Genomic DNA, 22,229 nt, shown 5'->3' with positions numbered 1-22,229 from the left:
ACCCCCCCTTTTCAAACGCGCGGGACACCGCGCCGCTCACTCCTCGAGCCAGACGTCGGCGAAGGAGTGATAGACGCCGAGCGGCCCCATCACGGCGTTCTTCACCTTGGTGTTGTGGACCGTGGTGAATTCCAGTTCGTGCATGAAGATGATCGGCGTCGCATCGACGACCTTGCGCTGGAACTCGTGATAGATTTCGGCGCGCTTTGCCGGATCGTTCTCGATGCGGGCCGCGTCCATCAGGGCGTCGGTCTCGGGCGAGGACCACTTGGTGCCGTTGACGAACACCGTGCCGGGCCGGATCTGGTTCGAGTGGTACTGCCGGTGGACGCCCAGCACCGGGTCGGGCAGGCCGTAGAGCCAGTTCGACGACATCTCGTAGTCGTAGTCGGTGTAGACGCGCTTGAGCCAGGTCGGCACGTCCTCGTAGCGCAGCTCGGCCGCGATGCCGAGCTCGGCCAGCACCTGCTTGACGTATTCGCCGAAGCGCCGCCACTCCTCGCCGTAGGGCGTCAGGTCGTGGATCATGCTGAAGCGGATCCCGTCCGCGCCCCGGGCCAGCCCCGCCTCGTCCAGCATGGCGTTGGCCTTGGCGATGCGGTCGTCGACATTGATGAAGTCGGTCACGCCCTCGGTCGTGTAGAGCCCGGTGGGCTCGAAGGCCGAATGGATCGGGCCGGTGGCGGGCTTGCCGAAGCCGAACCAGACATTGTCGATCACGAACTGGCGGTCCACGGCGGTGGCGATCGCCTTCCGGACCAGCGCGTTGTCGAAGGGCGCCTTAGTCGTGTTGAACTGGAGCTGCATCATCGGCGCGACATACTCGTAGCCCTTGGTCGTCACCTCGATCTCGGGCATGTCGGCAAGGCGGGGCACGTCGATGTTCGGGATCGAGCCGAAGGCGCCGTAATGCACCTCGCCCGACTCGATCGCCGCGGTGCGGGTCGAGGCGTCGGCGATGAAGCGAACCACGACGCGGTCAAGGTAGGGCTTACCCTCCTGCCAGTAGTCGTCGTTGCGGTCGAGCCGGACATACTGGCCCTTCTGCCACTCGACGAACTTGAACGGCCCGGTGCCGATGGGCGCGTTGGCGGTCGGATTGTTGCGCGGGTCTGTGCCCTCGAACAGGTGCTTGGCGGTGATCGGGCTCTCGTAGCCGTTGAGCGAGACCATCAGGTAGGGCGCGGGCTCCGAGAGCTTGAGAACGGCGGTATGATCGTCGGGCGTCTCGACGGACTCGACCACCTTCAGCGTCGCGCCGCCGCGGGGATGGACCTCGCGCAGCACATTCATGATGCCGTACTGCACGTCCGCCGAGGTGAATGGCTTGCCATCATGCCACGTCACGCCCTGGCGCAGCTTGAAGGTGATGCTCAGTCCATCGTCGCTCATCGACCAGCTCTCGGCCAGCGACGGCTTGATCTCGAAGCCGGGGCCCACGTCGATCAGCCCCTCGTAGACCTTGGCCACGACCTGTCCGATCGGGCCCGAGGTCGACAGATAGCTCGCCAGCGTCGGCGGCTCAGGCACCGTGACCATGACCAGCGTGCCCCCGCGGGTCTGCGCGAGCGCGCCGGGCGCGGGATGCGCCGCGACGAGCCCGAGCGAGAGGCCCAGCGCGGCGAGGATGCGGCTGTGTCGTCCCATGCGTGTGATCCTTTCCCTGTTCCCTGTTGGGCCCTGTTCCCTGGCGGGCAGCCGGCCGGCCACGTCCTCGGCAGTCCGGCACGAACCCTGCCGTAACGTTAGCCCAGTCGCGACGCGTGAGAAGGCGCGTTCTGCCGATTTGTGGGGAAATCTTTGAGCCAGTTTGCGAAAAATCGTTGGCCAGTTGCGAGGTGCCGGGTTCCGCGGCAATCGGCGGTGCAGATGCCGCGCTTCGGGGCAGTCTGCGCAGCGTCGCGGCGAATCGTTGCGCAAGCCAGGGCGTGCCGGTCGGGCGCCGGGAATCGGCTGCGCCTGCTCGGGCAGTTGCCATCTGATTGCGATTAATTTAATTTGAGCGCTCAGATAAAATAGTGGATCACGAGATGCCTCTCGAAAACGATCTCCTGAGCGTGCCAAACGACTGGGACCGCCGCGGCCTGCCGGCCTGGACCTACACGAGCGAGGACCTGCTCGGGCTGGAGGCCGAACACCTGTTCCGCAGCCACTGGCAGATCGTCTGTCACGTGGCCGACCTGCCCGAGCCGGGGGACTTCCTCACCCTCGATCTCTGCGGCGAGCGGGCGCTGGTGGTGCGCGGGCGCGATGGCTTGCTGCGCGCCTTCCACAACCTCTGCCGCCATCGCGGCTCGCGGGTGGTGGCGGGCGAGCGCGGCAACATTCGCGGCGCCATCATCTGCCCGTTCCACGGCTGGACTTACGACCTCGACGGCTGCCTGCGGGGCGTTGCACATCCGAAAAGCCTGCCGCCGCTCGATCCCTCGGAATGGGGTCTCAAGCCGCTCGAGATGGAAATCTGGCATGGCCTGATCTTCGTGCGCTTCAAGCCCGGTCCGCAGCCCTCGGTGGCCGACCTCATGGCCCGCCACGAGGCCGAGGTCGCGCCCTACGGCATCGCCGACATGGTGGCCTGCGAGCCGGTCGACTGGGGCGAGGAAAGCCCGGTCAACTGGAAGGCCGTGCGCGACGTCGACAACGAGGGCTACCACGTCGCCATGGCCCATCCCGGCCTGCACGACCTCTATGGGCGCTATTATTTCGACGAGGCTTTCCACCAAGGCACCTCGCGCAGCTTTGCCACCTTCAACCCCGGCCCCGGCAAGCTGTGGAGCGTGCGGGGCTACAAGTCGGTGCTGCCCGAGGCCACCTGGCTGCCTGAGAGCCACCGCCGAGCCTGGCTCTATATCGGCATCTTCCCGAACGCGGTCATCGGGCTCTACCCGGACTCGGTGATGTTCTACCAGGAGTTCCCCCTCGCGGTGGATCGCACCCGGCTTCGCGCCGCCGTCTACCGCCGCCGCGACGAGAGCCGGGCGCTGCGCGCCGCGCGGTACCTCAGCAGCCGCATCGACCGCATCACCGCCGAGGAGGACCGCCAGCTCACCGTCTGGTCCTGCGAGGCCACGCGCTCCTCGGCCTATGACGGCGTGATGCTGTCGGACCTCGAATACGGGGTGAAAAGCTATCACGACCACTTGCGCGCCGTGCTTCCCGTGGTGAATCTGCGCGAGTGCCCGCCCGCGGGCGAGATCGCGGCGATCAACGAGCGCATGAGCGCGGAGCGCGGATGAACGACGGCCGACCACGCAGCACGGAGCCGGGGGCTTGAGCCTCGCAGCGGCTGAGGCCCCGCCCGCGCCCCGCCGGCGCTGGCTGCGTCTGCCGGGCCGCGAGGCCCGGCGCGGGCTGGCGCTGGTCAGCCCGACTTTCCTCTATGCGCTCATGCTGCTGGCGGCGCCGCTTACGCTGGTCGTGCTGATCAGCTTCTGGACGCAGGACTACCTGACGCTCGACCGGACCTTCACGCTCGCCAATTATCGGACCGTCTGGCTCGATCCGCAGGAATCGCCGCTCTACCGGCTGCTGATGGGCCGCTCGCTGGCGATCTCGGGGCTGGTGACGGTGGCGACCGTGCTGCTCGCCTACCCGATCGCCTATTTCGTGGCCTTCCATGTCGAGCGCAACAAGGCGCTGTGGTTGTTCCTGATCACCATTCCGTTCTGGACCAGCTACCTGCTGCGGGTGTTCCTGTGGAAGGTGATCCTCGGCTACAACGGGGTGCTGAACAGCGCGCTCATGGGCATGGGCTTCATCGACCAGCCGCTGACCTTCCTGCTGTACAACGCCAACGCCGTGGTCATCACGCTCGCCCATGCCTGGGCGCCCTTCGCCATCCTTCCGATCTACGTCGCGCTGTCCAAGATCGACCGCAGCCTGCTCGAGGCGGCCGAGGACCTCGGCGACGGCCCGCTGCGCCGGTTCTGGCGGGTGACGCTGCCGCTCTCGATGCCCGGCGTGATCGCGGCCGCGCTGATCGTCTTCATCCCAACGGTGGGCGACTACGTGACGCCGCGCCTCGTCGGCGGCACCGACGGGCTGATGATCGCGAACATGATCCAGGTGCAGTTCGGAAAGGCCAACAACGCGCCCCTCGGCGCTGCGCTCTCGGTCTCGGCGATGCTGATCGTGGCAGCGATCTCGCTGCTGTTCCTGTGGCTCAACCGCCGCTTCTCGCGTGGTGGCGCATGAGCGGGCGGCGTGGCGGACCGGGCTGGCTCAGGGGATACGCCATCGGCTATCTCGTGTTCCTCTATGCGCCGGTGTTCCTCCTGCCGATCTTCGCCTTCAACGACAGCGCCATCATCGCCTTTCCGCTGAGGGGCTTCACCACGGCGAATTTCGAGCAGCTCTGGGCCACCGAGGCGATGCATGGCGCGCTGGCGAACAGCCTCAAGGTCGCCGTCGCGGCGTCGGTGATCTCGACCCTGCTGGGCATCTGCGCCGCGCGCGCCTCGGCGCGCTACGAGTTCCCGGGGCGGCGCCCGATCATCGGCTTCATCATGCTGCCGCTGGTGCTGCCCGAGATCATCGTGGCGGTGGCGCTTCTGGTGGTGCTGGTGCAGCTCGGCTTCTCGCTCTCGCTCTGGACCGTGGTGCTGGGGCATGTGCTGATCTGCACGCCCTTCTCGATCGCCGTCCTGTCCTCGGCCTTCCTCAACATGGACCGCAGCCTCGAGGAGGCGAGCCAGGACCTCGGCGAGGGGCGCGTGATGACCTTCCTGCGGGTGACGCTGCCGCTGGTCGCACCGGGCATCGTCGCGAGCCTGCTTATCGGCTTCACCATCTCGCTCGACGAGTTCATCATCGCCTTCTTCCTCACCGGCACCGAGCCCACGCTGCCGGTCTATATCTGGAGCCAGCTTCGCTTCACCGCCAAGCTTCCGGGGGTGATGGCGCTGGGCTGCATGCTGCTTCTGCTGTCGCTCGCGCTGCTCGGCGCGGCCGAGTATTTCCGCCGCCGCTCGGCGCGGCAGACCGGATCAACCGGGGGGTATCTGTGACCGACGACCGGACGCGCGGCCGCGCGCTCATCACACTCGACCGGGTCGAAAAGCGCTTCGGCGAGGTGGCGGCGCTGGACGGCGTCTCGGCCGAGATCATGGAGGGCGAGTTCTTCTCGCTGCTCGGGCCCTCGGGCTGCGGCAAGACCACGCTGCTGCGCCTCATCGCGGGCTTCGACGAGCCCACGCGCGGCACCATCGCCATCGACGGCAAGCCGATGGCGGGGGTGCCCGCGAACCTGCGCCCCACCAACATGGTGTTCCAGAGCTACGCGATCTTCCCGCATCTCGATGTCGCCCAGAACGTGGCCTACGGCCTGCGTCGGCTCAGGCTCGGGCGCGAGGAGACCGCGCGCCGGGTGACCGAGGCGCTCGGCATGGTCGATCTCGCGGGTTACGGCAAGCGGGCCGCGCACGCGCTCTCGGGCGGCCAGCGCCAGCGCGTGGCGCTCGCGCGCGCGCTGGTGATGCGGCCCAGGGTGCTGCTGCTCGACGAGCCGCTCTCGGCCCTCGACAAGAAGCTGCGCGAGCAGATGCAGGTCGAGCTCCGGCGCCTGCAGCGGGCCGTCGGCATCACCTTCATCCTGGTCACCCACGACCAGGAGGAGGCGCTCATCATGTCCGACCGCATCGCGGTGATGTTCGACGGCCAGATCGCCCAGCTCGCCAGCCCCGAGACGCTCTACCGCCGCCCCGTGAACCGCCGCGTGGCCTCCTTCATTGGCGTGATGAACTTCTTCGAGGCCCAGGTGACCGGCGAGGCGGCGGGGCTGATCGAGCTCGATGTCGCGGGGCTCGGCCGCATCGCCATCCCGGCCGAACAGGCGCCGGGCGGCGTCAACGGCGCTTCCGTCAGCGTCGGCATCCGGCCCGAGATGCTGACACTGCTGTTCTCCGAGAGCGACCGCGCCGAGCACGAGGTCAGCGGCGAGGTGGTCGACGCGGTCTACTACGGCGACATGACCTATTACGACCTCAGGCTGCCCGGCGCCGCGCGGCCCGCAACGGTGTCGATGCGCAACACCGCCGGCCGCCCGATCCTGCGCCCCGGCGAACGCGCGCGAGTGGGCTGGGGCCGCGAGTCGCTGATCCTGCTCGCCTGAGCCGCGCAACCCGGGGCGCGCGCGCCTCCGCGTCTTGCGACCGCGCCGTTGCGGGCGTCGCCCGCCCCGCCAGCCAGAACGCGCCGGTGCCGTCCGGCGCGGCGTCACGACCCGAAGATTGCGTCCATGTTCCTGATGATCGTGACCAGCAGGCATATGCCTCCGATCACGAGCGCGAGCCAGAACAGGAACTGCATCAGGAAGGCGGTGCTGCCCATCGCGATCGCAATGCCGGGCAGCATCGGGGCTTCCCGAAGGAACAGCCCGATCGCCCCGAGAACGGCCGCCACGCCGGCAAGGACGGGTCCGGCGAACAACATGATCCGCTCGGTGGTCCATGTCCGGGAAGCCACCTCCGGCGCCGGCGACGGCCCCTCCGACGGCGCGCGCTTCGCGCTCGCCCGGATCTCGGCCGCGATTTCGCCGATCGTCGTCGCCGCACTCTTCTTCGGCTCCGCGAAGGTGCCGGACATGTGCAGCGTCACGACGACGAGCGCGATCGCCGCGACGATGAAGGCCGCAAGTCCCCAGACAGGACGCCGCTCGCTCGCGCGTGTCGTCATGAGAGCCCCTCAAATCCACCCAGTGCCAAGGTCTTGTCTCAGGTCAATGCGTCTCGACTGTGGCAGATCCTCGTGATCGGATCTACGGGCACCAGTCGCGACCGGCACGATGGCGCAGGACCGTTCGATACCGACCACCGGCGTCTCCGGCGAGAGCCCGGCAGGGGCGAGAACCTGGGGGCGAGAACCGGGGGGCGAGAACCGGTGGCGGTCGGCCATGGGCGCGGACCGGCTCCCGTTGCCTCCCTCGAGAACCGGCCGCTGCGCACGCGATCAACGCCGTCCGTCCTGGCCGGGCCGCCAGTCCTGCGCCGCGTCCAGCCGCGCGCGGGTCCAGCGGTGGAAGGCATGGATCTCGCATTCCTCCTGCATCGGCATGCCCTGCGCGAAGGGCGCGGCGCGCAGCCCGCGCTGGTTCATTGCGCAGGCGGCGGCGTCCTCGGCCATCACCTGCCGGGCGAAGGCGACGATCCGCCCGAGGTCGAAGCCCCGGCTCGGCCGCTCGACCCTGCGCCCCGGCGACACGGCGCGCGTGGGCTGGGGGGGAGTCGGTGATCCTGCTGGCGTGAGGTGGCCTGTGGGCGAGGGGTGCCGATGCTTCGAGCCCGTGCCCGCGACTGATGGCAGCCATGTGGCGCCCAAGTTCTTTGCCGGACGAAGCGACCCTTGATTTTGGAAGGTTCAGTCCTCGACCCCGAACTGCTCAGCGGGTCAGGGAATTCTCGACAAAACCGCGAAGGGGTCATCGACGGCGATTGTGAACGCAGCGTTCAGGGCGACGCAGCTAGTGACTGCCTTCCGGACGGCCGTTTATGTACGGCGACAGCACGGCATATGCGAATTCGTGGCAGGGCGTCGGGATGTCCAGTTCCCTGCCCCGACGGATCACTTCGCCGGATATCCAGTCAAGCTCGATCCGTTTGCCGCGCAACAGGTCATCAAGCATCGACGCATGAATGTGCGGTGGAAGACTCATGAGAAAGTCGAAAGCGCTTTGCCCCGCGTCTTTGGGCAAGGCCTCATGCGACGCCCGGGCTATCGCTGTTGTCTCGTCGACAAGGGATTTCAGAAGGTTTCGTGCGGCTTCCGTCTTTTGGATGGCGCCGATATCCAGCCTCGTCGAAACCGTTATCGCCGAGTAAGCCGAGAGCCGGATGAATTTCTCCCAAAGGGATCGCCAGATATCCTCCGACAGCGTTGCCGGAACGCCGCTGGTCGTGAAGGCGTCGTGGATCTTTGCGGCTTGCTCTGACGACCCGCCCTCGTAAGGGCCGAAGGTAATACCGCCCAGTTCCGCTTCTGCAGGAGTTCTGATGACACCGGGTTCCTTGATGTCTGCAGGCAGCATCACGACACCCGGAAGGACGCGGTGCGCACCAAAATGTCTTGCCAGGACCGGTTGCGCCCACACGCCATTCTGGACCGTCATGATCGCGGTCTCCGGCCGCAGAAGGCCGCTGATCTCGGGGACCGCCGTTTCGACGTCATAGTTCTTGACCGCGAAGAAGATCAGATCGCCCTCGCCGACCTTTGTGAGGTCATCGGTCGCATCGACGTGGTTCAAGTGAAAATTCCCCGAGCGGCTTTCGATGCGCAAGCCATTCTGTTGCATGGCCTTCAGATGCGCTCCTCTGGCAATGTAGGTGACGTCGTGCCCGCTCTGCTGCAGTCGGGCGCCGAAAAAGCATCCCAAAGCGCCTGCGCCATAAATGATCGTCCGCATTGTGCTGCCTCTTCGAACAAATTCCTCAGTCTATTTAAAAGGAAATGATCGTCGGAGTCTCGGATTCGCTTGCGTTTTATACAGAACAGATAAAGTTGGTGCCCACTTGTAGCCTGGAGAAGCCGCCCGGAATTCCTGGAATATAGCTCCGGGGTGGAGGCATCCCCCCGGTCGATCCGTCACCCGTCCGTCTCCGCCAGCCGTTCCCGGACCCAGCGGTGGAAGGCGTGGATCTCGTATTCCTCCTGCATCAGCGTGCCCTGTGCGAAGGGCGCGGCGCTCAGCCCGCGCTGGTTCATCTCGCAGGCAGCGGCGTCCTCGGCCATCACCTGGCGGGCGAAGGCGACGATGCGCCCGAGGTCGAAGCCGGGCTCGGCTGCGCGTCCCGGCGGCAGCAGCCACTCGGCGGTGAGGCGGGTGCGCACGGGGCCCAGCGGCGTCACCCGCACCGCGCGGGCGTAATCGACATGGCCCACGACATAGAGCGAGGGCAGGGCGACCCCGAAGGTATGTCCGCGCGCGACATCCTCGGCCGTCAGGCCCGGCAGGGCCGCGCCCTGCGCCTTGCCCCCCACCGCCCAGGTCTCGGCCCCTGCGCGCAGCGTGCCGGCAAGCCGCGGGTCGGGCGCGTCGGGGCGGGCCCGCCAGTCGGGGTCGTCCTCGCGCACCATGATGCCGCGGCCGTAGATCGGCACCAGATCGCACAGCGCCGGATGGATGCCAGGGCAATGCAGGCACTCGTTGAAGTTCTCCCAGAAGATCTTCCAGTTGCAGGCGACTTCGATCTCCTCGCGGTGCGCCACCTCGAGCGCGGCCAGCGGCCAGTTGGCGATCGGCGCGAGGTCGCGCGACGCCGCCGCCTCGAATCCGGACTGCCCGCCGCCCGCGGGGTTGACGAAGACGAAGCCGCCCCATTCCGCCACGCCCGCGGGGATCAGCCCGTGTTCGGCGCGCACGAAGCCCTCGACCGACCGCGCCGGGCCGGTGGCGATCAGGCGGCCCGTCAGGTCATAGGCCCACTGGTGGTAGGGGCAGACCATGAGCGGGCGATCGAGCCGCCCCGCGCCGTGCGGGCAAATCTCGGCGCCGCGGTGACGGCAGACGTTGTGGAAGGCAGCGAGCGTGCCGTCCGCCCGGCGCACCGCCACGATGTTCGCAGGCCCCGCCGGCCCCGCGCGCCAGCTTGCGGGCGCGATGTCGGATACGCGGCAGAAGGCGATCCAGCCGTGGCCGAAGATGGCCCGCATCTCGCGGGCATGGTGGTCGGGGTCGGAATACCATGTAACCGGCAGCCCGGGTTCGGCCCGGGCAAGGCCGTTGAAGTCGGCTCTGAAGGGGCTCTCTCCGGGCATCCTCGCCCTCGTCCTGCATGCGCCGCCCGGACCGGCCCGGACGGCGCCGGTGTCGGGCTCAGAAGCCCGCCTTGATCTTCTCGAACTCGGCGATCATCGCCTCGCGCATCGCCGAGGGCACTGGCGCCTGCCACAGCGTCTTGTCGGTGTAGGCCTCGAAGTTGTCGAAGCCCATCTCGGCCAGCGTCTCGGCCGGGATCGCCTTCATCCCCGCCTCGTTGGAATGGCCGTAACCCCACGCGGTCACGATGTATTCGGCCGTGCGGTGCTCGAGCCAGGCGTTGATGAAGTCGTAGGCCTTGGCCTCCGATCCCTGCCCGTCCTTGAGATCGACATAGCCGCAGACCCAAGTGGACGATCCCTCCGCCGTGTCGCGGTTCATGGCCACCGGCTGGCCCTCGGCCTGCATGGTGGTCGGCGTCTCGTTCCACGCCCAGGACAGCACCACCTCGCCCGAGCCCATGAGCTGCGCGAGCTCGGCGCCGTCCTGCCAGTAGGCGCGCACGTTCTGGTGCACCTTGCGCAGGAAGTCGGACGCAGCCGCAAGGTCGGCATCGGTCGCCTTGGTCCAGTCCTTGACGCCGGTCGCGAGGAAGCCCAGCGCGTAGGCGTCGTCCACGTTGTCGGGGATCGAGACGCGGCCCTGATATTTCGGATCGGCGAAGGATTGCAGCGTCGCCGCGTCCTCGGCCGGCACGAGGTCGGTGCGGTAGGTCAGCCCCGTGGCGCCCCAGTCCATCGGCACGACGTAATACTTCCCGTCGACCGAGAAGCCCTCCATGTCCTTGAAGCCGGCCATGAGGTTGCCCCATTCCGGGATCAGTTCGGTCTTGATAGGCTCGATCAGCCCCGCCTCGCGCCACTTCACCACCGACTGCGAGCAGGGATGGGCGAGGTCCGCGCGGAAGCCCGCGCGCATCTTCTGGAATGCCTCCTCCTCGTCGCTGAAGAAGCTGAAGGTCGGCACGTCGCCATGCTTCTCGGTGTAGGCCTTGAAGAATTCGGGGTCCTCGTAGCCCGCCCAGTCGAACACAACGAGCTCGGGGTCGGCGGCCATGGCTGGGACCGCGACGAGCGTCGCGAAGGCGGTCGTGGCGAGGATCCGGCTGATCGGCTGCATCGTTCCAACTCCCTGTCAGCTTCGGGCTCCGGCCACGCGGACTTGACCTCGAAGGTACCCGCCGCCCCACCCGTTTCCCTTTATCGGCGAAAAGGTTAGCAGGGTCGGCGGCAGGCACAAGCAGAATCCCGCACAAGCCCCGCGCTGGGCGCGGCGGACGGCGCGCATGGGGCTGGCGGAGGCGCCACACGGCTGCCATGATCGTCGCCGCAGACCCGACGGAGGATCCGTGCAACGCGATCGCAGCCCCGAGGCGGAAGTCGAGGCCTATCTCGCCCGCCACCCCCAGACCCGCCATGTCGATGCCTTCCTGATCGACCTGAGCGGCAATGCCTTCGGCAAGCGCCTGCCCGTCTCGGAACTCCCCAAGCTCTACGCCGAGGGCACGACCATGTGCGCGGCGATGCAGCTTACGGACGCGCGCGGCACCTGCTGGGACGTGGCCGGGCTGGGCTTCTCGGACGGAGACCCGGACGGGGCCTGCCGCCCGGTGCCGCGCACGCTGGTCCCCGTCCCCTGGGCGCCCGAGCCGCGCGCGCAGGTGCTGATGCGCTTCCGGGATTCACAGGGCGCGCTGTGGTACGAGCCGCGCACGATCCTCGAGGGCGTGGCCGCGCGGTTCAAGGCGCTGGGGCTCAGGCCGGTCGTCGCGGTCGAGCTGGAATTCTACCTCATCGACCGCGAGCGCACGGCGCTGGGTGGGCCGCAGCCCCCGGCCTCGCCGGTGTCGGGCCGGCGTGGCGCCGCGGGGCACGTCCTGGGCATGGCGCAGCTCGACGAGTTCGCCGCGGTGATCGACGCGATCGAGGACGCCTGCCGGGTTCAGGGCCTGCCGGTCACCACGGTCTCGAAGGAATACGGATCGGGCCAGTTCGAGATCAACCTCGCGCATCTGGCCGACCCGATGCGCGCGGCCGACCACGCGGCGCTCATGCGCCGCGCCGTGGTGGCGGTGGCGCGGGCGCGGGGCATGGACGCGACCTTCATGTCCAAGCCCTACGCGGACCAGTCCGGCAGCGGGCTCCAGATCAACCTGAGCCTCGAGGACGAGGGCGGCGGCAATGCCTTCGATCCGGCCCGCCCGAAGGCCGCCGAGCGGCTGGGGCAGGTGATCGCCGGCATGCAGGCGATGCTGCCCGAGACGATGGCGGTGTTCGCCCCCAGCTTCCACGCCTATCGCCGCTTCGCGCCCGACCAGTTCACGCCGGTGACGCTCGACTGGGGCGAGAACAACCGCTCGGTCGCCTTCCGGGTGCCGCTGTCCGACGGGCCGGGGCGCCGCATCGAGCACCGCGCGGCGGGAGCCGAGGCGAACCCCTACCTGGTGATGGCGGCTGTGCTGGCGGCGGCGCATCACGGGCTCGCGCGCGGGCTCGAGCCCACGCCCGTCGCGACCGGGAATGTCGGCGCCGCGGTGGACCCGAGCCTGCCGCTGACGCTGTGGTCCGCGCTCGACGCGATGGAGCGGGCCACGGTGCTGCCCGAGTATTTCTCGGCCCGATATGTCGAGGCCTATGTCCAGGCAAAGCGCGCCGAGTTCGACGCCTTCATGGCCGAGATCCTGCCGCGCGAGCATGAATGGTACCTGTGAGGGCATGATGGTCGAGGGTGCGATTCACGCCGGCGGCTGCCTCTGCGGCGCCTGCCGCTTCGAGGCGCAAGGCGCGCCCCTCGACGCTGCCTACTGCCATTGCCGGATGTGCCAGCGATCCTCCGGCGGGCCGGTGCAGACATGGGCCCTGTTCCCCGAGGCGCGCTTTCGCTATGTCGCGGGCCGTCCCGCGGTCTACCGCTCGTCCGACTGGGGCGTGCGCGAGTTCTGCCCGGTCTGCGGCTCGCAGCTTGCGTTCCGCGACGCGGACGGGGTGTCGCTCAACACCGGCTGCCTCGACGACCCCGAAGCGATGCCGCCCCGCAAGCACATCTGGTGCGAGAGCCGCATCCGCTGGTTCGACACGGCCGACGACCTGCCGCGCGAGTGAGGGTGCGGCCTGTCCGGCGCGCAGGCCAGCCCGCTCCGATCTGAACGCACGCCGTCATCGCCGCGCCGCTGCGGGGTTGGACCCGGGGCGGCCGGTGTCGTCGGCCGTCCGGGAGCGGCCCCGGCGCGTGGGCCGGGGCCGCGGGATCGCCCGTGTGGGTGCAGCCTCACCCGAGGCGCCCTCACATCATCTCGGCCTCGACCTGTCCGATCGCCTTGTCGAGGATGTCGAACATCCGGTCGATCTGCGGGCGGGTGATGATCAGCGGCGGCGAGAACACGCACATGTTTATCAGCGGCCGCACGATCAGCCCCATCGCCTCGCATCTGGCATCGACGCGGGCGCCGAACTCGGCGTCGATGGCAAGGCGCTCGCGCTCCGACATTCCCGGCGCGGGGCGCCCCTCGACGCAACCGACCAGCCCCATGCCGCGGGTGTCGCCCACGATCGGGTGGCGCCTGAGATCGTGCAGCCGCGCCTGGAAGTGGGGCGCGATCTCCCGGACATGCTCGAGCAGGCCCTCGCGCTCGATGATCTCGATGTTCTTCAGGGCGGCCGCGCAGCAGACCGGGTGGCCGGAATAGGTGTAGCCGTTCTTGAACACCGCGTCCTCGCCGCCATGGGCGCAGATCTCGGCCATCAGCCGGTCCGAGATGAGCGTCGCCCCCAGTGGCAAATAGCCCGAGGTCAGCCCCTTGGCGCAGGTGATCATGTCGGGGACGATGCCGAACACGTCCTCGGACGCGAACCAGTGGCCGAGCCGACCGAAGGCCGTGACCACCTCGTCCGAGATGTAGAGGATGTCGTTCGCCCGGCAGATCTCGCGCGTCCGGCGGTGGTAGCCGGCGGGCGGGACGATCACGCCGCCCGAGGCCATGACAGGCTCCGAGATGTAGGCCGCGATGGTCTCGGCGCCATAGACGCTGATCGCGGCCTCGAGATCGGCCACCTTGGCGTCGCACCAGTCCTCGACGCTCATGCCCTCGGGCCGGATGTAGGGGTTGATGTTGGGCAGGAAGTGCACCAGTCGCTTCTCGGTGTCGAGCGGGTTGCCATCGCGCTCCTTGGCGGTCACGCTGGCGGCGAGATAGGTCGAGCCGTGATAGCCCTTTTCGCGCGCGAGGAAGCGCTTCTTCTCGGGCTGGCCGCGCAGGTTGTTGTAGAACTGCGCGAACCTCAGCGCCGTGTCGACCGCCGACGACCCGCCGGTCGAGAAGAACACCGTCTTGAGGTCGCCCGGCGCCATCGCCGCGAGCCGGCGCGCGAGCAGTGCCGAGGGTTCCGACGCGAACGCCCAGGGGCTGTGATAGGCGAGCTTGAGCGCCTGCGCCGCGATCGCCTCGGCCATCTCGGCGCGGCCATAGCCGATCTGCACGTTCCACATGCCGCCAGGGCCGTCGATAAAGCGCCGCCCCTCCGGGTCTATGAGGTGGATGCCCTCGCCCTCGGCCGCGATCATGCGGTCGGCATCCTCGCCGCCCACGGTGTCCCATGGGTGGAAGAAATGCCGGTTGTCCCATTTCTGGACCGTCTCGGGCGAGATGTTCGGGGTCTTCTGCGAGGTCACGGTGTTCATCGGCGTCACGCTACTTTCGGCTTCCGGCGAAAGCTCCTTCAGAAGCGGCCGGGCGGGGTTGCCCGGGCGCGGGGTGGGCGGAAGACGCCGCGGTCGGTGACGGTGGCGCGGGTCATCGTCCGCTCCCAGCGGCCTTCCTTGAGGGTGTAGATCTCGGCGCGGAGGCCGGCGCTGAGCGCTGCGCGCGCCTCGATCTCAGCAAAGGCGATGTTTCGCTTGGCGGTCGGCGCCCAGACGGCGGATGTGGCGTGCCCGACCTCGTGCCGCCCGCGGCGGTAGATCATCGCGCCCGCGGCGGGCTTCGTGCCCTCGATGTCGAGCATGACGAGGCTGCGGCGCGGCCCGTCCTTGGCATGACGCACCAGCGCCCGGCGCCCGTTGAAATGGGGCTTTGCAAGATCGACCAGGTGCCCGAGCCCAAGCTCGAAGGGCGTGCGCCCGCGCGAGGGCCTGAGCGCCCGGTGGATCGGCTGGAACTCCGCCCCCGCCGCGATGAACCCGGCCTCGATCCGGGCGATATCGACCGCCGCATACCCGATGGCGCGCAACCCCAGATCGACCCCCGCGGCCCACAGCCGGTCCCACAGCGCCAGCGCACCCTCAGGCCTGACCCACAGCTCGTAGCCCAGATCCCCAGTGAAGCCGGTGCGCGAGACCGTCAGTCCCGGCTCGGGCTCGGCCATGCCGAAGGGGCGCAGCGCGGGCAGGCCGAGCCCCGCCGCCTCCAGCACCGCATGGCTGGTCGGGCCCTGCAGCGCGAGGGCGGCAACATCGTCCGTCTCGTCCGCGATGGTGGCGTCGAAGCCCCAGGCGATGTCGTTGAGCCATGCGAGTTGGCGCTCTTGGCAGCACAGCCGGAAATCGTCGGCCCCAAGACGGAACAGCGTCCCGTCGTCGATCACCATCCCGTCCTCGTCGCACCACAACACATAGGCCACGCGCCCCGGTGCAAGGCGGCTCACGTCGCGGGTGACGAGGCGGTCCATCACCCGCGCGGCGTCGGGCCCCGTCACGCGGTATTTGCGCATTGGTGAGACGTCGAACAGCGTCGACTGGTTGCGGATGGCGAAATACTCGGTCTCGACCGCCCCCAGCGCACGCGGGCTGAGGCAGCCCGCCCAGTCCATCCAGTCCTCGGCCGTCGAGAGCGCGCGCAGCCGCGCCTCGAAGGGCGTGCCGATCAGCCCCGCGCGGCTGGCCGGGCGGGGGCGGGGCGAGACGGTCTCGCGCGCCATCCGGTTCATGCCCGCACCCCCGCGCCAAGCGCCGCGAGCGCGGCATTCCGCCCGGGCAGGCCGGTGACATCGCCGCCCGGGTGCGCCGCGGCGCCACAGAGCCACAGGCCCGGCAGCCCCGTGGCATACCGCGCCATGCCGTTGACCGGCCGCAGCGTCAGAAGCTGGTCGGCTGCGAACTCCGCATGGTGCCAGTGGCCGCCGGGCGCCCCGGTTGCGGCCTCGATCTCGGCCGGCGTGGTCAGCCGCGCCTCGCGAACCAGATCCGGCAGGCCCGGCGCATGGACTGCGAGCGCAGCCACGACCGAGCCGATTACCCCCTCGCGCGCTTCGGTGGTCCACCCCCCGTCCGGCGCGCGCGGCAGGTGCTGCACGATGGCCGAGAGCCGCGCGCCCGCGCCCTCGGGCTCGATCAGGATCTCGGCCGCCGGCGCCCCGGGGACCGCGCCGTATTTCACCGGATCGAACGCCGCCTCAAGCGCCGCGACCGAGGGCGCGAGCAAAAGCCGCGCGCGGTGCAGCGTCGCGGGCAGCCCCTCGAGCCGTGGCATCGCCGAAAGGCACAGGTCGAGCCGCCCCGCCGTCCCCTCGGCCCGCACCTGCCGGATGCGCCGGCAGGCCTCGGCGTCGAAATGCGTGGCCCCGGCAAGCCGCAGCGTCGGCAGCGCGCCCAGCGACGAGAGCACCAGCCCCGCCCCGATCACCTCGCCCGAGGCGAGCCGCAGACCGCGCACCCGGTCGCCCTCGACCACCAGCCCCGCCGCTTCCGCGCCATAGCGGATCGCAGCTCCCCGGGCCTCGGCGGCACGCGCGAGGCGCCCGGCAAGGACCGCCATCCCGCCCTCGGGGCGATACCGTTCGCCGCCCTGCAGGTGGCGGTAGATGAGCGTCAGCACCGTCCCCGGCGCCCGCGGCCCGGTGCGCGAGCCGAGAACGGCATCGAAGGCGAGGCTCGCGGCCAGGGGTCCGTCCGGCATCGCGTCGAGCACCAGATCGGCCGCGTTCGACAGGATCACCCGCAGGAACTCGCGCCGGTCGTCGCGGGCAAGGCGGCGGATGTCGAGGCCGAGCCGCGCGAGGCCCAGAAGCTCGGGCAGCCCCGCGCGGTTCATCAGCCCCACGCCGAGGCGCGGCGGCGCCATCCGCACCAGCGGCGCCAGCACCGCGGCGAACCGCGCGACCCGCCAGCGCAGCGCGCGGTAGGCGGCGGCGTCGGGGTGCGCCGCGCCGTCGGCGAAGCGCGCGGCCCCGCCTTCGATCACCACATGCCGGCCATCGGGCGAAAGCGCGACGGTGGGCAGCGCTGGGCCGAGGCCCAGATCGGCCGGCGAGACACCGAATTCTGACAGCGCGTCGGGGTGCAGGTTCCAGACGAACTGCCCAAGCTCGCCCGTCCCCGCCCCGGTCATCAGCCCGCCGGGGCCCTCGCCCTTCTCGACCACCGTCACCCGCGCGCCACGCCCGGCCAGCGTCGCGGCCGCGGTCAGCCCGTTCAGCCCCGCCCCGATCACCACCGCCGAGAGGTTGCGCGCGCTGTCGAATGCCATCGCCCCCTCCCTCACGCTGCCCGGAAGGCGCGCTCGGCCCGGCAGCGGCGCCCCGCGTCGCGCAGGATCTCGCGCGCCGCGTTCGCGCCGGGCGCGGCCATCACGCCGCCGCCGGGATGGGCCGAGGACCCGACGAGGTAGAGCCCCTTCACCGGGCTGCGGTAGTCGGCGTAGCCGGGAACGGGGCGGTTGAACAGCAACTGGTCGAAGGTCAGCTCGCCCTGGAAGATGTTGCCCTCGGTCAGCCCCACCTCGCGCTCGAGATCAACCGGCGTGCGGACCTCCGCATGCAGGATCAGGTCACGGAAGCCGGGGCTTACCGCCTCGATCCGGTCGAACACGGCGTCGGCGAAGCCCCGTCGGGCGGCCTCGTCCCAGTGCGCCGGGTCGCGCGTGCCGTCGCGCGCCAGATCGTAGGGCGCGTATTGCACGAACAGCGTCATCATGTGCTTGCCGGGCGGCGCCATGGTGGGGTCGATGCGGCTGGGGATCAGCATGTCGAGATAGGGCAGGGCCGACCAGCGCCCGGCCTTCCAGTCGTCATAGGCGCGTTCGAGCTCGGCGAGGCTCTCCGACACATGCAGGTCGCCCGACAGGAACGATGCGCCTTCGGGGGCCGCCAGGAAGCGCGGCATGGCGTCGAGCGCGATGTTGATCTTGCCGCTCGAGCCCCGGATCTTGAACCGGCGCACGGCGGCGAGGAAGTCGGTGGGCAGGTGCTGCGGCTCGACATGGCCTAGGTAGGTGCGCTTGACGTCCATGCCCGAGGCGACGATGGGCGCGCGGTATTCGTCGCCGTTGTCGAGCGCCACGCCCACCGCACGGCCGTTCTCCACGAGGATCCGCTCGACGCCAGCGCCCGTGACGATCTCGCCTCCCGCGGCGCGGAACGCCGAGGCGAGCGCTCCCGACACCGCCCCCATGCCGCCGCGCGCGAAGCCCCAGGCGCCGATCGCGCCATCGACCTCGCCCATGTAGTGGTGCAGCAGCACATAGGCCGTGCCGGGCGAATAGACCCCCAGCCCCGTGCCGATGATCCCGCTGCCCGCCAGATGCGCCTTGATCAGCGGGTGCTCGATGAAGCCGTCCAGATAGTCGCCGACCGAGGCGGTCCAGAACCGCATCGCCTCGCCCGTCTCGCGCGGGCCGAGATCATGGAAGCGGCGCAGGAGGTAGACGAGTTCCGCCACGTCGCGCGGCCCCGGCGCCACCGGGTCGGGCGGCGTGCGCAACAGCAGCGGGCGGATGAACCGGCACTGGCGCATCACAGCCAGCGCGAAGCGCTCGTAGCCCTCGACATCGCGGGGCGAAAGGCGGGCGATCTCCCGCTCGAGTGCGTGGCGGTCGGAATGATAGGCGAAGTAGTCGCCATCCCGCGTGAAGGTGGTGCCGCCGGTATAGGGGATCACCTGCAGCCCGTGGCGCGGCAGGTCGAGGTCGCGCACCACCTCGGGCCGCAGCAGCGAGCAGACATAGGAACAGTTCGAATAGGTCCAGCCTTCGTGCAGCTCGCGGCTGACGGCGGCGCCGCCGAGCCAGTCGTTCTTCTCGACCACCAGCGTCCTGAGCCCCGCGCGCGCAAGGTAGCAGGCGGCCGTCAGGCCGTTGTGCCCGCCGCCCGCGACGATCGCGTCGAATTTTGCCGCCCTGCCCATGGGGTGTTCCGATCCTTTTTCCCAGACTATCCCGCCGGGCGGCTGGGCGGCAATAATTATTTTGAGCGCTCAAATAAAAACAGGCTCGCGCCCGCCCGCAAATTCCCCTTGCATGCTGCGCGCGCTGTGATTGAGTGAGGCCAATTCGAGCCCGGAGGGTCGATCAGAATGCCGTCAGAGGGCGACGCAGGCACCGGACGACCTAGAAAGCCGCGGGCCGAGAACGCCGCGCGGCGCAGATTGCAGATGATCGAGGCGACGCTGCGCTCGGTGGCACGCAACGGGCTTGCCGCGACCACCCTTGCGACCGTCTCGAAGGAGGCGGGCCTCAGCCAGGGCGTGGCGGTCTTCTACTTCGAGAGCAAGGAGCGCCTGCTCGCCGCGGCGTTCCGCCATCACTACGACATCTACCGCCGCAACTGGCACCGCGCCCACGAGGTGTCGGGCCCGGACCCGGTGGACCGGCTTTGCGCCATCGTGCGCGCCGATTTCGATCCCGTTGTGTTCAATCCCGAGGCGACGGCGGTGTGGCATGCCTTCTGGGGGCAGGCGACGGCAAAGCCGCTCTATGCCGAGATTTCGGACGAGTTCGACGGCGAGCGCGCGCGCGCGCTCGAGGCGATCGCGGCCGAGCTGCTCGCGCGCGATCCCGGCCCCGTCGATGCCGCGAGCCTGTCGGTCATCATCGACGCGGTGACCGACGGGCTGTGGCTGAGGAACTATCTCGCCCCCGGCTGGCCCGATCCGGCCGAGGCGATCCGCCATGCGGCCGAGGCGATCGGCGCGCTCTTCCCGGCCGCGACCGAACGGATCATGGCTGGGATCATCCATCCTGCCACGGAGGACAGGGAATGAGCCACGAAGGCGACCTCTACGACGACCGGCACATAGCGTTCCTTGAACGCCTCTGGGGCGAGGGCTACCTCTCGCCCGGCGGGGTCGACGAGATCCGCCGCACACTCTCGGGCATCGACCTCGCTGGCAAGACCGTGCTCGACATCGGCTGCGGCGCGGGCGGTATCACGGTCGAGCTTGCCCGCACTTTCGGCGCGGCACATGTCATCGGCATCGACGTCGAGGAGCCGGGCTGCGCTACTGCCCGGCGCCGGGTCGCCAAGGCCGGGCTCGATGGCCGGGTCGAGATCCGCAAGGTCGAGCCGGGGCCGCTGCCGCTGCCCGACGCCTCGGTCGACGTGGTGTTCTCGAAGGACTCGATCGTCCATATCCACGACAAGGACTTCCTGGCGCGCGAGGTCTTCCGCGTGCTGAAGCCGGGCGGCTGGTTCGCGGCCTCGGACTGGCTGATCAGCCATGACGGCGAGCCGAGCCCCGAGATGAAGACCTATCTCGCGGCCGAGGACCTCGACTTCGGCATGGCCTCGCCCCGGCGCTACCGCGAGGCGCTGGCGGCGGCGGGCTTCACCGACATCGTGCTCGACAACCGCAACCCGTTCTTCCGGGTCGAGATGCGCAAGGACCTCGCGCGGCTGGAGGGGCCCGAGCGGGCCGAGTTCGACGCGATGCTCTCGCCCGCCGAGATCGACCGCCAGATCCGCACCTGGAAGACGATGATCGTGGTGCTCGACACCGGCGAGCATTGCCCGCACCTGTTCCGTGCGCACAAGCCGGGCTGAGCGCCCCGCAGGCTGTGCGGGCGCCGTGGCGGCGCCCGCAAGCCGGAACATGAAAAAATCTTCATGTTCCGGCAAAGCCGCCTCCATCGGTTGCCTCCATCTCTGGCGGAAGCCCGCGATCCGGCGGGCCGTCAACCGAGACGGAGGATGCCAATGCCCCAGATATCGAGCGGCACGGCAGCACGGCGCGCGGCGCCCGCTGCCCTGGGAATGCTTGCCGCTACCGCGATCCTGTGGACCCCGCTCGCGCGTGCCGAGGCCGGGCGCGGCGAGATCGCCGACCTGGTCGAGCGCGTGCAGCCCGCGGTCGTCACGATCCTTGCCGAGCCCGAAATGGCAAGCGAAACGCATATGGACGCCCCGAGCCAGTTCGGACCGGGCTCACCCTTCGAGGAATTCTTTCGCCAGTTCGGCCTGCCGCGCGGCTTCCCCGCGCCCGAGGGCCCGGGCGATGCGCCGCGGCACGGCGAGGGCGGCGTCTCGATCGGCTCGGGCTTCGTTATCGCGGCGGACGGCTACATCGTCACGAACAACCACGTCGTCGAGGACGCGGCCAAGGTCACCGTGCGCTTCGCCGACGACCGCGAGTTCGGCGCCGAGATCGTCGGCACCGACCCGCGGACCGACCTCGCGCTCATCAGGATCGACGGCGCGGACCTGCCGCATCTCGCGCTCGGCGACAGCGATGGCCTGCGCGTGGGCGAGGACGTGATCGCGGTCGGCAACCCCTTCGGCCTCGGCGGGACGGTGACCCGCGGGATCGTCTCTGCGCTGGGCCGCGACATCCAGGCCGGGCCTTATCTCGACTTCATCCAGACCGATGCCGCGATCAACCGGGGCAATTCGGGAGGGCCGCTGCTGAACCTCGATGGCGAGGTGATCGGCGTGAACTCGGCCATCTACTCGCCGAACGGCGGCTCGGTCGGCGTGGGCTTCGCCATCCCCTCGAACGTCGTCAGCGAGGTGGTCGCGCAGTTGCGCGAGCAGGGCATGGTCGCGCGCGGCTGGCTCGGCGTCTCGATCCAGCCGGTGACCGAGGGCATCGCCGATGCGCTCGGCCTTGACGCGCCGCAGGGCGTGATCGTCTCGGAGGTCGTGCCGGGCAGCCCGGCCGACGGCACGCTGCAAAGCGGCGACCTGATCCTCGCCTTCGACGGGACCGAGATCACGGCAGTCCGCGACCTGCCCAAGCTGGTGGCCGCGGCGCGTCCGGGCGAGGAGGCACGGCTCGCCATCCAGCGTGACGGCGCGCGCCAGGACGTGACCATCGAGCTTGGCGTGCTCGACGGCGAGCGGCTGGCGAGCGCCCGCGACACGCATGGCGAGGCCGCGCCGTCCGAGCGCATCGGCGCGACGCTCGCCCCGCTCACGCCGGCGGTGCGCGACCAGCTCGGGCTCGACGCGGATGCCGAGGGCGTGGTCGTGACCTCGCTCGCCGCCGGCGGCCATGCAGCGAAAGCCGGGCTGCGGGTGGGTGACGTGATCCTGTCGGTCGCCGGAAAGACGGTCCGCGAGCCTGCCGAGGTGGCCAGCGCGATCGCCGCGGCGGAGAAGGACTCGGTGCTCGTCAAGGTGGCGCGTGGCGCGGCGCAGATCTTCATCGGCGTGCCGCTGGCCTGAGCGCCGTGTGATAGCCGATCGCGGGGGGCGGGCATTCCGCCCGGCCCCCGCTTCGCCTAGATTGGCCGCGAGCGAAGGCCGACGCGGTCCGCGAGGCCGCCGGGAGGAAGGGA

19 protein-coding genes are annotated in these 22,229 nt (G+C 69.6%); 9 read left to right on the top strand and 10 right to left on the bottom strand.

The window, feature by feature from the left end:
- Window positions 1-36: 36 nt before the first annotated feature.
- Window positions 37-1,647, bottom strand: coding sequence for an ABC transporter substrate-binding protein (locus M1105_RS15005; RefSeq protein ID WP_249581189.1), 1,611 nt, complete (start codon window positions 1,645-1,647; stop codon window positions 37-39).
- A 383-nt stretch (window positions 1,648-2,030) separates the two neighbouring features.
- Here M1105_RS15005 and M1105_RS15000 point away from each other — a divergent pair, with 383 nt between their 5' ends.
- The 4 genes from M1105_RS15000 to M1105_RS14985 all read left to right on the top strand — a co-directional run bounded on the left by M1105_RS15000 (window position 2,031) and on the right by M1105_RS14985 (window position 6,109).
- Window positions 2,031-3,236 carry an aromatic ring-hydroxylating oxygenase subunit alpha gene (locus tag M1105_RS15000; RefSeq protein ID WP_249581188.1) on the top strand — a complete coding sequence of 402 codons (1,206 nt, stop codon included), beginning with the start codon at window positions 2,031-2,033 and terminating at the stop codon, window positions 3,234-3,236.
- An 82-nt stretch (window positions 3,237-3,318) separates the two neighbouring features.
- Complete coding sequence (locus M1105_RS14995; protein WP_249581237.1) at window positions 3,319-4,194, top strand: ABC transporter permease; 876 nt, start codon at window positions 3,319-3,321, stop codon at window positions 4,192-4,194.
- Window positions 4,191-5,006 carry an ABC transporter permease gene (locus M1105_RS14990; protein WP_249581187.1) on the top strand — a complete coding sequence of 272 codons (816 nt, stop codon included), beginning with the start codon at window positions 4,191-4,193 and terminating at the stop codon, window positions 5,004-5,006. Before M1105_RS14995 ends, M1105_RS14990 begins: the two co-directional genes overlap by 4 nt.
- Window positions 5,003-6,109 carry an ABC transporter ATP-binding protein gene (locus M1105_RS14985; protein ID WP_249581186.1) on the top strand — a complete coding sequence of 369 codons (1,107 nt, stop codon included), beginning with the start codon at window positions 5,003-5,005 and terminating at the stop codon, window positions 6,107-6,109. The genes M1105_RS14990 and M1105_RS14985 overlap by 4 nt, the downstream gene beginning before the upstream one ends.
- A gap of 104 nt (window positions 6,110-6,213) precedes the next feature.
- On the opposite strand, the gene M1105_RS14980 is transcribed toward M1105_RS14985, so the two are convergent.
- The 5 genes from M1105_RS14980 to M1105_RS14960 form a co-directional block, all read right to left on the bottom strand.
- On the bottom strand, window positions 6,214-6,672 hold the full coding sequence (locus M1105_RS14980) for a hypothetical protein (RefSeq protein ID WP_249581185.1): 459 nt from the start codon (window positions 6,670-6,672) through the stop codon (window positions 6,214-6,216).
- 273 nt (window positions 6,673-6,945) lie between these two features.
- Window positions 6,946-7,197 (bottom strand): SRPBCC family protein, encoded by a 252-nt coding sequence (locus M1105_RS14975; RefSeq protein WP_249581184.1) that lies wholly within the window; start codon window positions 7,195-7,197, stop codon window positions 6,946-6,948.
- Window positions 7,198-7,456: 259 nt separating this feature from the next.
- A complete protein-coding gene (locus M1105_RS14970; RefSeq protein ID WP_249581183.1) occupies window positions 7,457-8,395 on the bottom strand; it encodes a ketopantoate reductase family protein in 939 nt (312 codons plus the stop codon).
- A gap of 179 nt (window positions 8,396-8,574) precedes the next feature.
- The gene (locus M1105_RS14965) at window positions 8,575-9,747 is read right to left on the bottom strand and encodes an aromatic ring-hydroxylating oxygenase subunit alpha (protein ID WP_249581182.1); all 1,173 of its coding nucleotides are present in this window, start codon (window positions 9,745-9,747) and stop codon (window positions 8,575-8,577) included.
- Between the two features lie 58 nt (window positions 9,748-9,805).
- Window positions 9,806-10,867, bottom strand: coding sequence for an extracellular solute-binding protein (locus tag M1105_RS14960; protein ID WP_249581181.1), 1,062 nt, complete (start codon window positions 10,865-10,867; stop codon window positions 9,806-9,808).
- A gap of 229 nt (window positions 10,868-11,096) precedes the next feature.
- Between M1105_RS14960 and M1105_RS14955 the strand changes: the two genes are divergently transcribed.
- Window positions 11,097-12,458, top strand: a complete 1,362-nt coding sequence (locus tag M1105_RS14955; RefSeq protein WP_249581180.1) for a glutamine synthetase family protein — start codon at window positions 11,097-11,099, stop codon at window positions 12,456-12,458.
- Window positions 12,442-12,849, top strand: a complete 408-nt coding sequence (locus M1105_RS14950) for a GFA family protein (RefSeq protein ID WP_249581179.1) — start codon at window positions 12,442-12,444, stop codon at window positions 12,847-12,849. Before M1105_RS14955 ends, M1105_RS14950 begins: the two co-directional genes overlap by 17 nt.
- 181 nt (window positions 12,850-13,030) lie before the next feature.
- Here M1105_RS14950 and M1105_RS14945 read toward each other — a convergent pair whose 3' ends face one another.
- The 4 genes from M1105_RS14945 to M1105_RS14930 are packed head-to-tail and all read right to left on the bottom strand — an operon-like array spanning window position 13,031 to window position 18,862.
- Window positions 13,031-14,425, bottom strand: coding sequence for an aminotransferase (locus M1105_RS14945; protein ID WP_249581236.1), 1,395 nt, complete (start codon window positions 14,423-14,425; stop codon window positions 13,031-13,033).
- 38 nt (window positions 14,426-14,463) lie between these two features.
- Window positions 14,464-15,669 (bottom strand): aminomethyltransferase family protein, encoded by a 1,206-nt coding sequence (locus tag M1105_RS14940; RefSeq protein WP_249581178.1) that lies wholly within the window; start codon window positions 15,667-15,669, stop codon window positions 14,464-14,466.
- A complete protein-coding gene (locus M1105_RS14935) occupies window positions 15,666-17,207 on the bottom strand; it encodes a phytoene desaturase family protein (protein ID WP_249581177.1) in 1,542 nt (513 codons plus the stop codon). Before M1105_RS14935 ends, M1105_RS14940 begins: the two co-directional genes overlap by 4 nt.
- Window positions 17,208-17,218: 11 nt before the next feature.
- Window positions 17,219-18,862, bottom strand: coding sequence for a phytoene desaturase family protein (locus tag M1105_RS14930; RefSeq protein ID WP_249581176.1), 1,644 nt, complete (start codon window positions 18,860-18,862; stop codon window positions 17,219-17,221).
- Between the two features lie 246 nt (window positions 18,863-19,108).
- Between M1105_RS14930 and M1105_RS14925 the strand changes: the two genes are divergently transcribed.
- The 3 genes from M1105_RS14925 (at window position 19,109) to M1105_RS14915 (ending at window position 22,116) form a co-directional block, all read left to right on the top strand.
- A complete protein-coding gene (locus M1105_RS14925; RefSeq protein WP_249581175.1) occupies window positions 19,109-19,717 on the top strand; it encodes a TetR family transcriptional regulator C-terminal domain-containing protein in 609 nt (202 codons plus the stop codon).
- A complete protein-coding gene (locus M1105_RS14920) occupies window positions 19,714-20,496 on the top strand; it encodes a methyltransferase domain-containing protein (RefSeq protein ID WP_249581174.1) in 783 nt (260 codons plus the stop codon). The genes M1105_RS14925 and M1105_RS14920 overlap by 4 nt, the downstream gene beginning before the upstream one ends.
- A 153-nt stretch (window positions 20,497-20,649) precedes the next feature.
- Entirely contained in the window at window positions 20,650-22,116 is a 1,467-nt protein-coding gene (locus tag M1105_RS14915) for a Do family serine endopeptidase (protein ID WP_249581173.1), read from the top strand.
- The last annotated feature ends 113 nt before the right edge of the window (window positions 22,117-22,229 follow it).

The sequence above is a fragment of the Thermohalobaculum sediminis genome (assembly GCF_023487995.1).
Taxonomy (GTDB): Bacteria; Pseudomonadota; Alphaproteobacteria; order Rhodobacterales; family Rhodobacteraceae; genus Thermohalobaculum; species Thermohalobaculum sediminis.
The sequence above is the reverse complement of the archived record's forward strand: the minus strand, read 5'-3'. Positions and strand labels throughout refer to the sequence as shown.

Coding starts and splice junctions, on each gene's coding strand:
- M1105_RS14965 (WP_249581182.1), bottom strand. CDS start 9,747: ATGCCCGGAGAGAGCCCCTTCAGAGCCGACTTCAACGGCCTTGCCCGG.
- M1105_RS14980 (WP_249581185.1), bottom strand. CDS start 6,672: ATGACGACACGCGCGAGCGAGCGGCGTCCTGTCTGGGGACTTGCGGCC.
- M1105_RS14990 (WP_249581187.1), top strand. CDS start 4,191: ATGAGCGGGCGGCGTGGCGGACCGGGCTGGCTCAGGGGATACGCCATC.
- M1105_RS14950 (WP_249581179.1), top strand. CDS start 12,442: ATGAATGGTACCTGTGAGGGCATGATGGTCGAGGGTGCGATTCACGCC.
- M1105_RS15005 (WP_249581189.1), bottom strand. CDS start 1,647: ATGGGACGACACAGCCGCATCCTCGCCGCGCTGGGCCTCTCGCTCGGG.
- M1105_RS14960 (WP_249581181.1), bottom strand. CDS start 10,867: ATGCAGCCGATCAGCCGGATCCTCGCCACGACCGCCTTCGCGACGCTC.
- M1105_RS14945 (WP_249581236.1), bottom strand. CDS start 14,425: ATGAACACCGTGACCTCGCAGAAGACCCCGAACATCTCGCCCGAGACG.
- M1105_RS14920 (WP_249581174.1), top strand. CDS start 19,714: ATGAGCCACGAAGGCGACCTCTACGACGACCGGCACATAGCGTTCCTT.
- M1105_RS15000 (WP_249581188.1), top strand. CDS start 2,031: ATGCCTCTCGAAAACGATCTCCTGAGCGTGCCAAACGACTGGGACCGC.
- M1105_RS14915 (WP_249581173.1), top strand. CDS start 20,650: ATGCCCCAGATATCGAGCGGCACGGCAGCACGGCGCGCGGCGCCCGCT.
- M1105_RS14970 (WP_249581183.1), bottom strand. CDS start 8,395: ATGCGGACGATCATTTATGGCGCAGGCGCTTTGGGATGCTTTTTCGGC.
- M1105_RS14935 (WP_249581177.1), bottom strand. CDS start 17,207: ATGGCATTCGACAGCGCGCGCAACCTCTCGGCGGTGGTGATCGGGGCG.
- M1105_RS14930 (WP_249581176.1), bottom strand. CDS start 18,862: ATGGGCAGGGCGGCAAAATTCGACGCGATCGTCGCGGGCGGCGGGCAC.
- M1105_RS14925 (WP_249581175.1), top strand. CDS start 19,109: ATGATCGAGGCGACGCTGCGCTCGGTGGCACGCAACGGGCTTGCCGCG.
- M1105_RS14940 (WP_249581178.1), bottom strand. CDS start 15,669: ATGAACCGGATGGCGCGCGAGACCGTCTCGCCCCGCCCCCGCCCGGCC.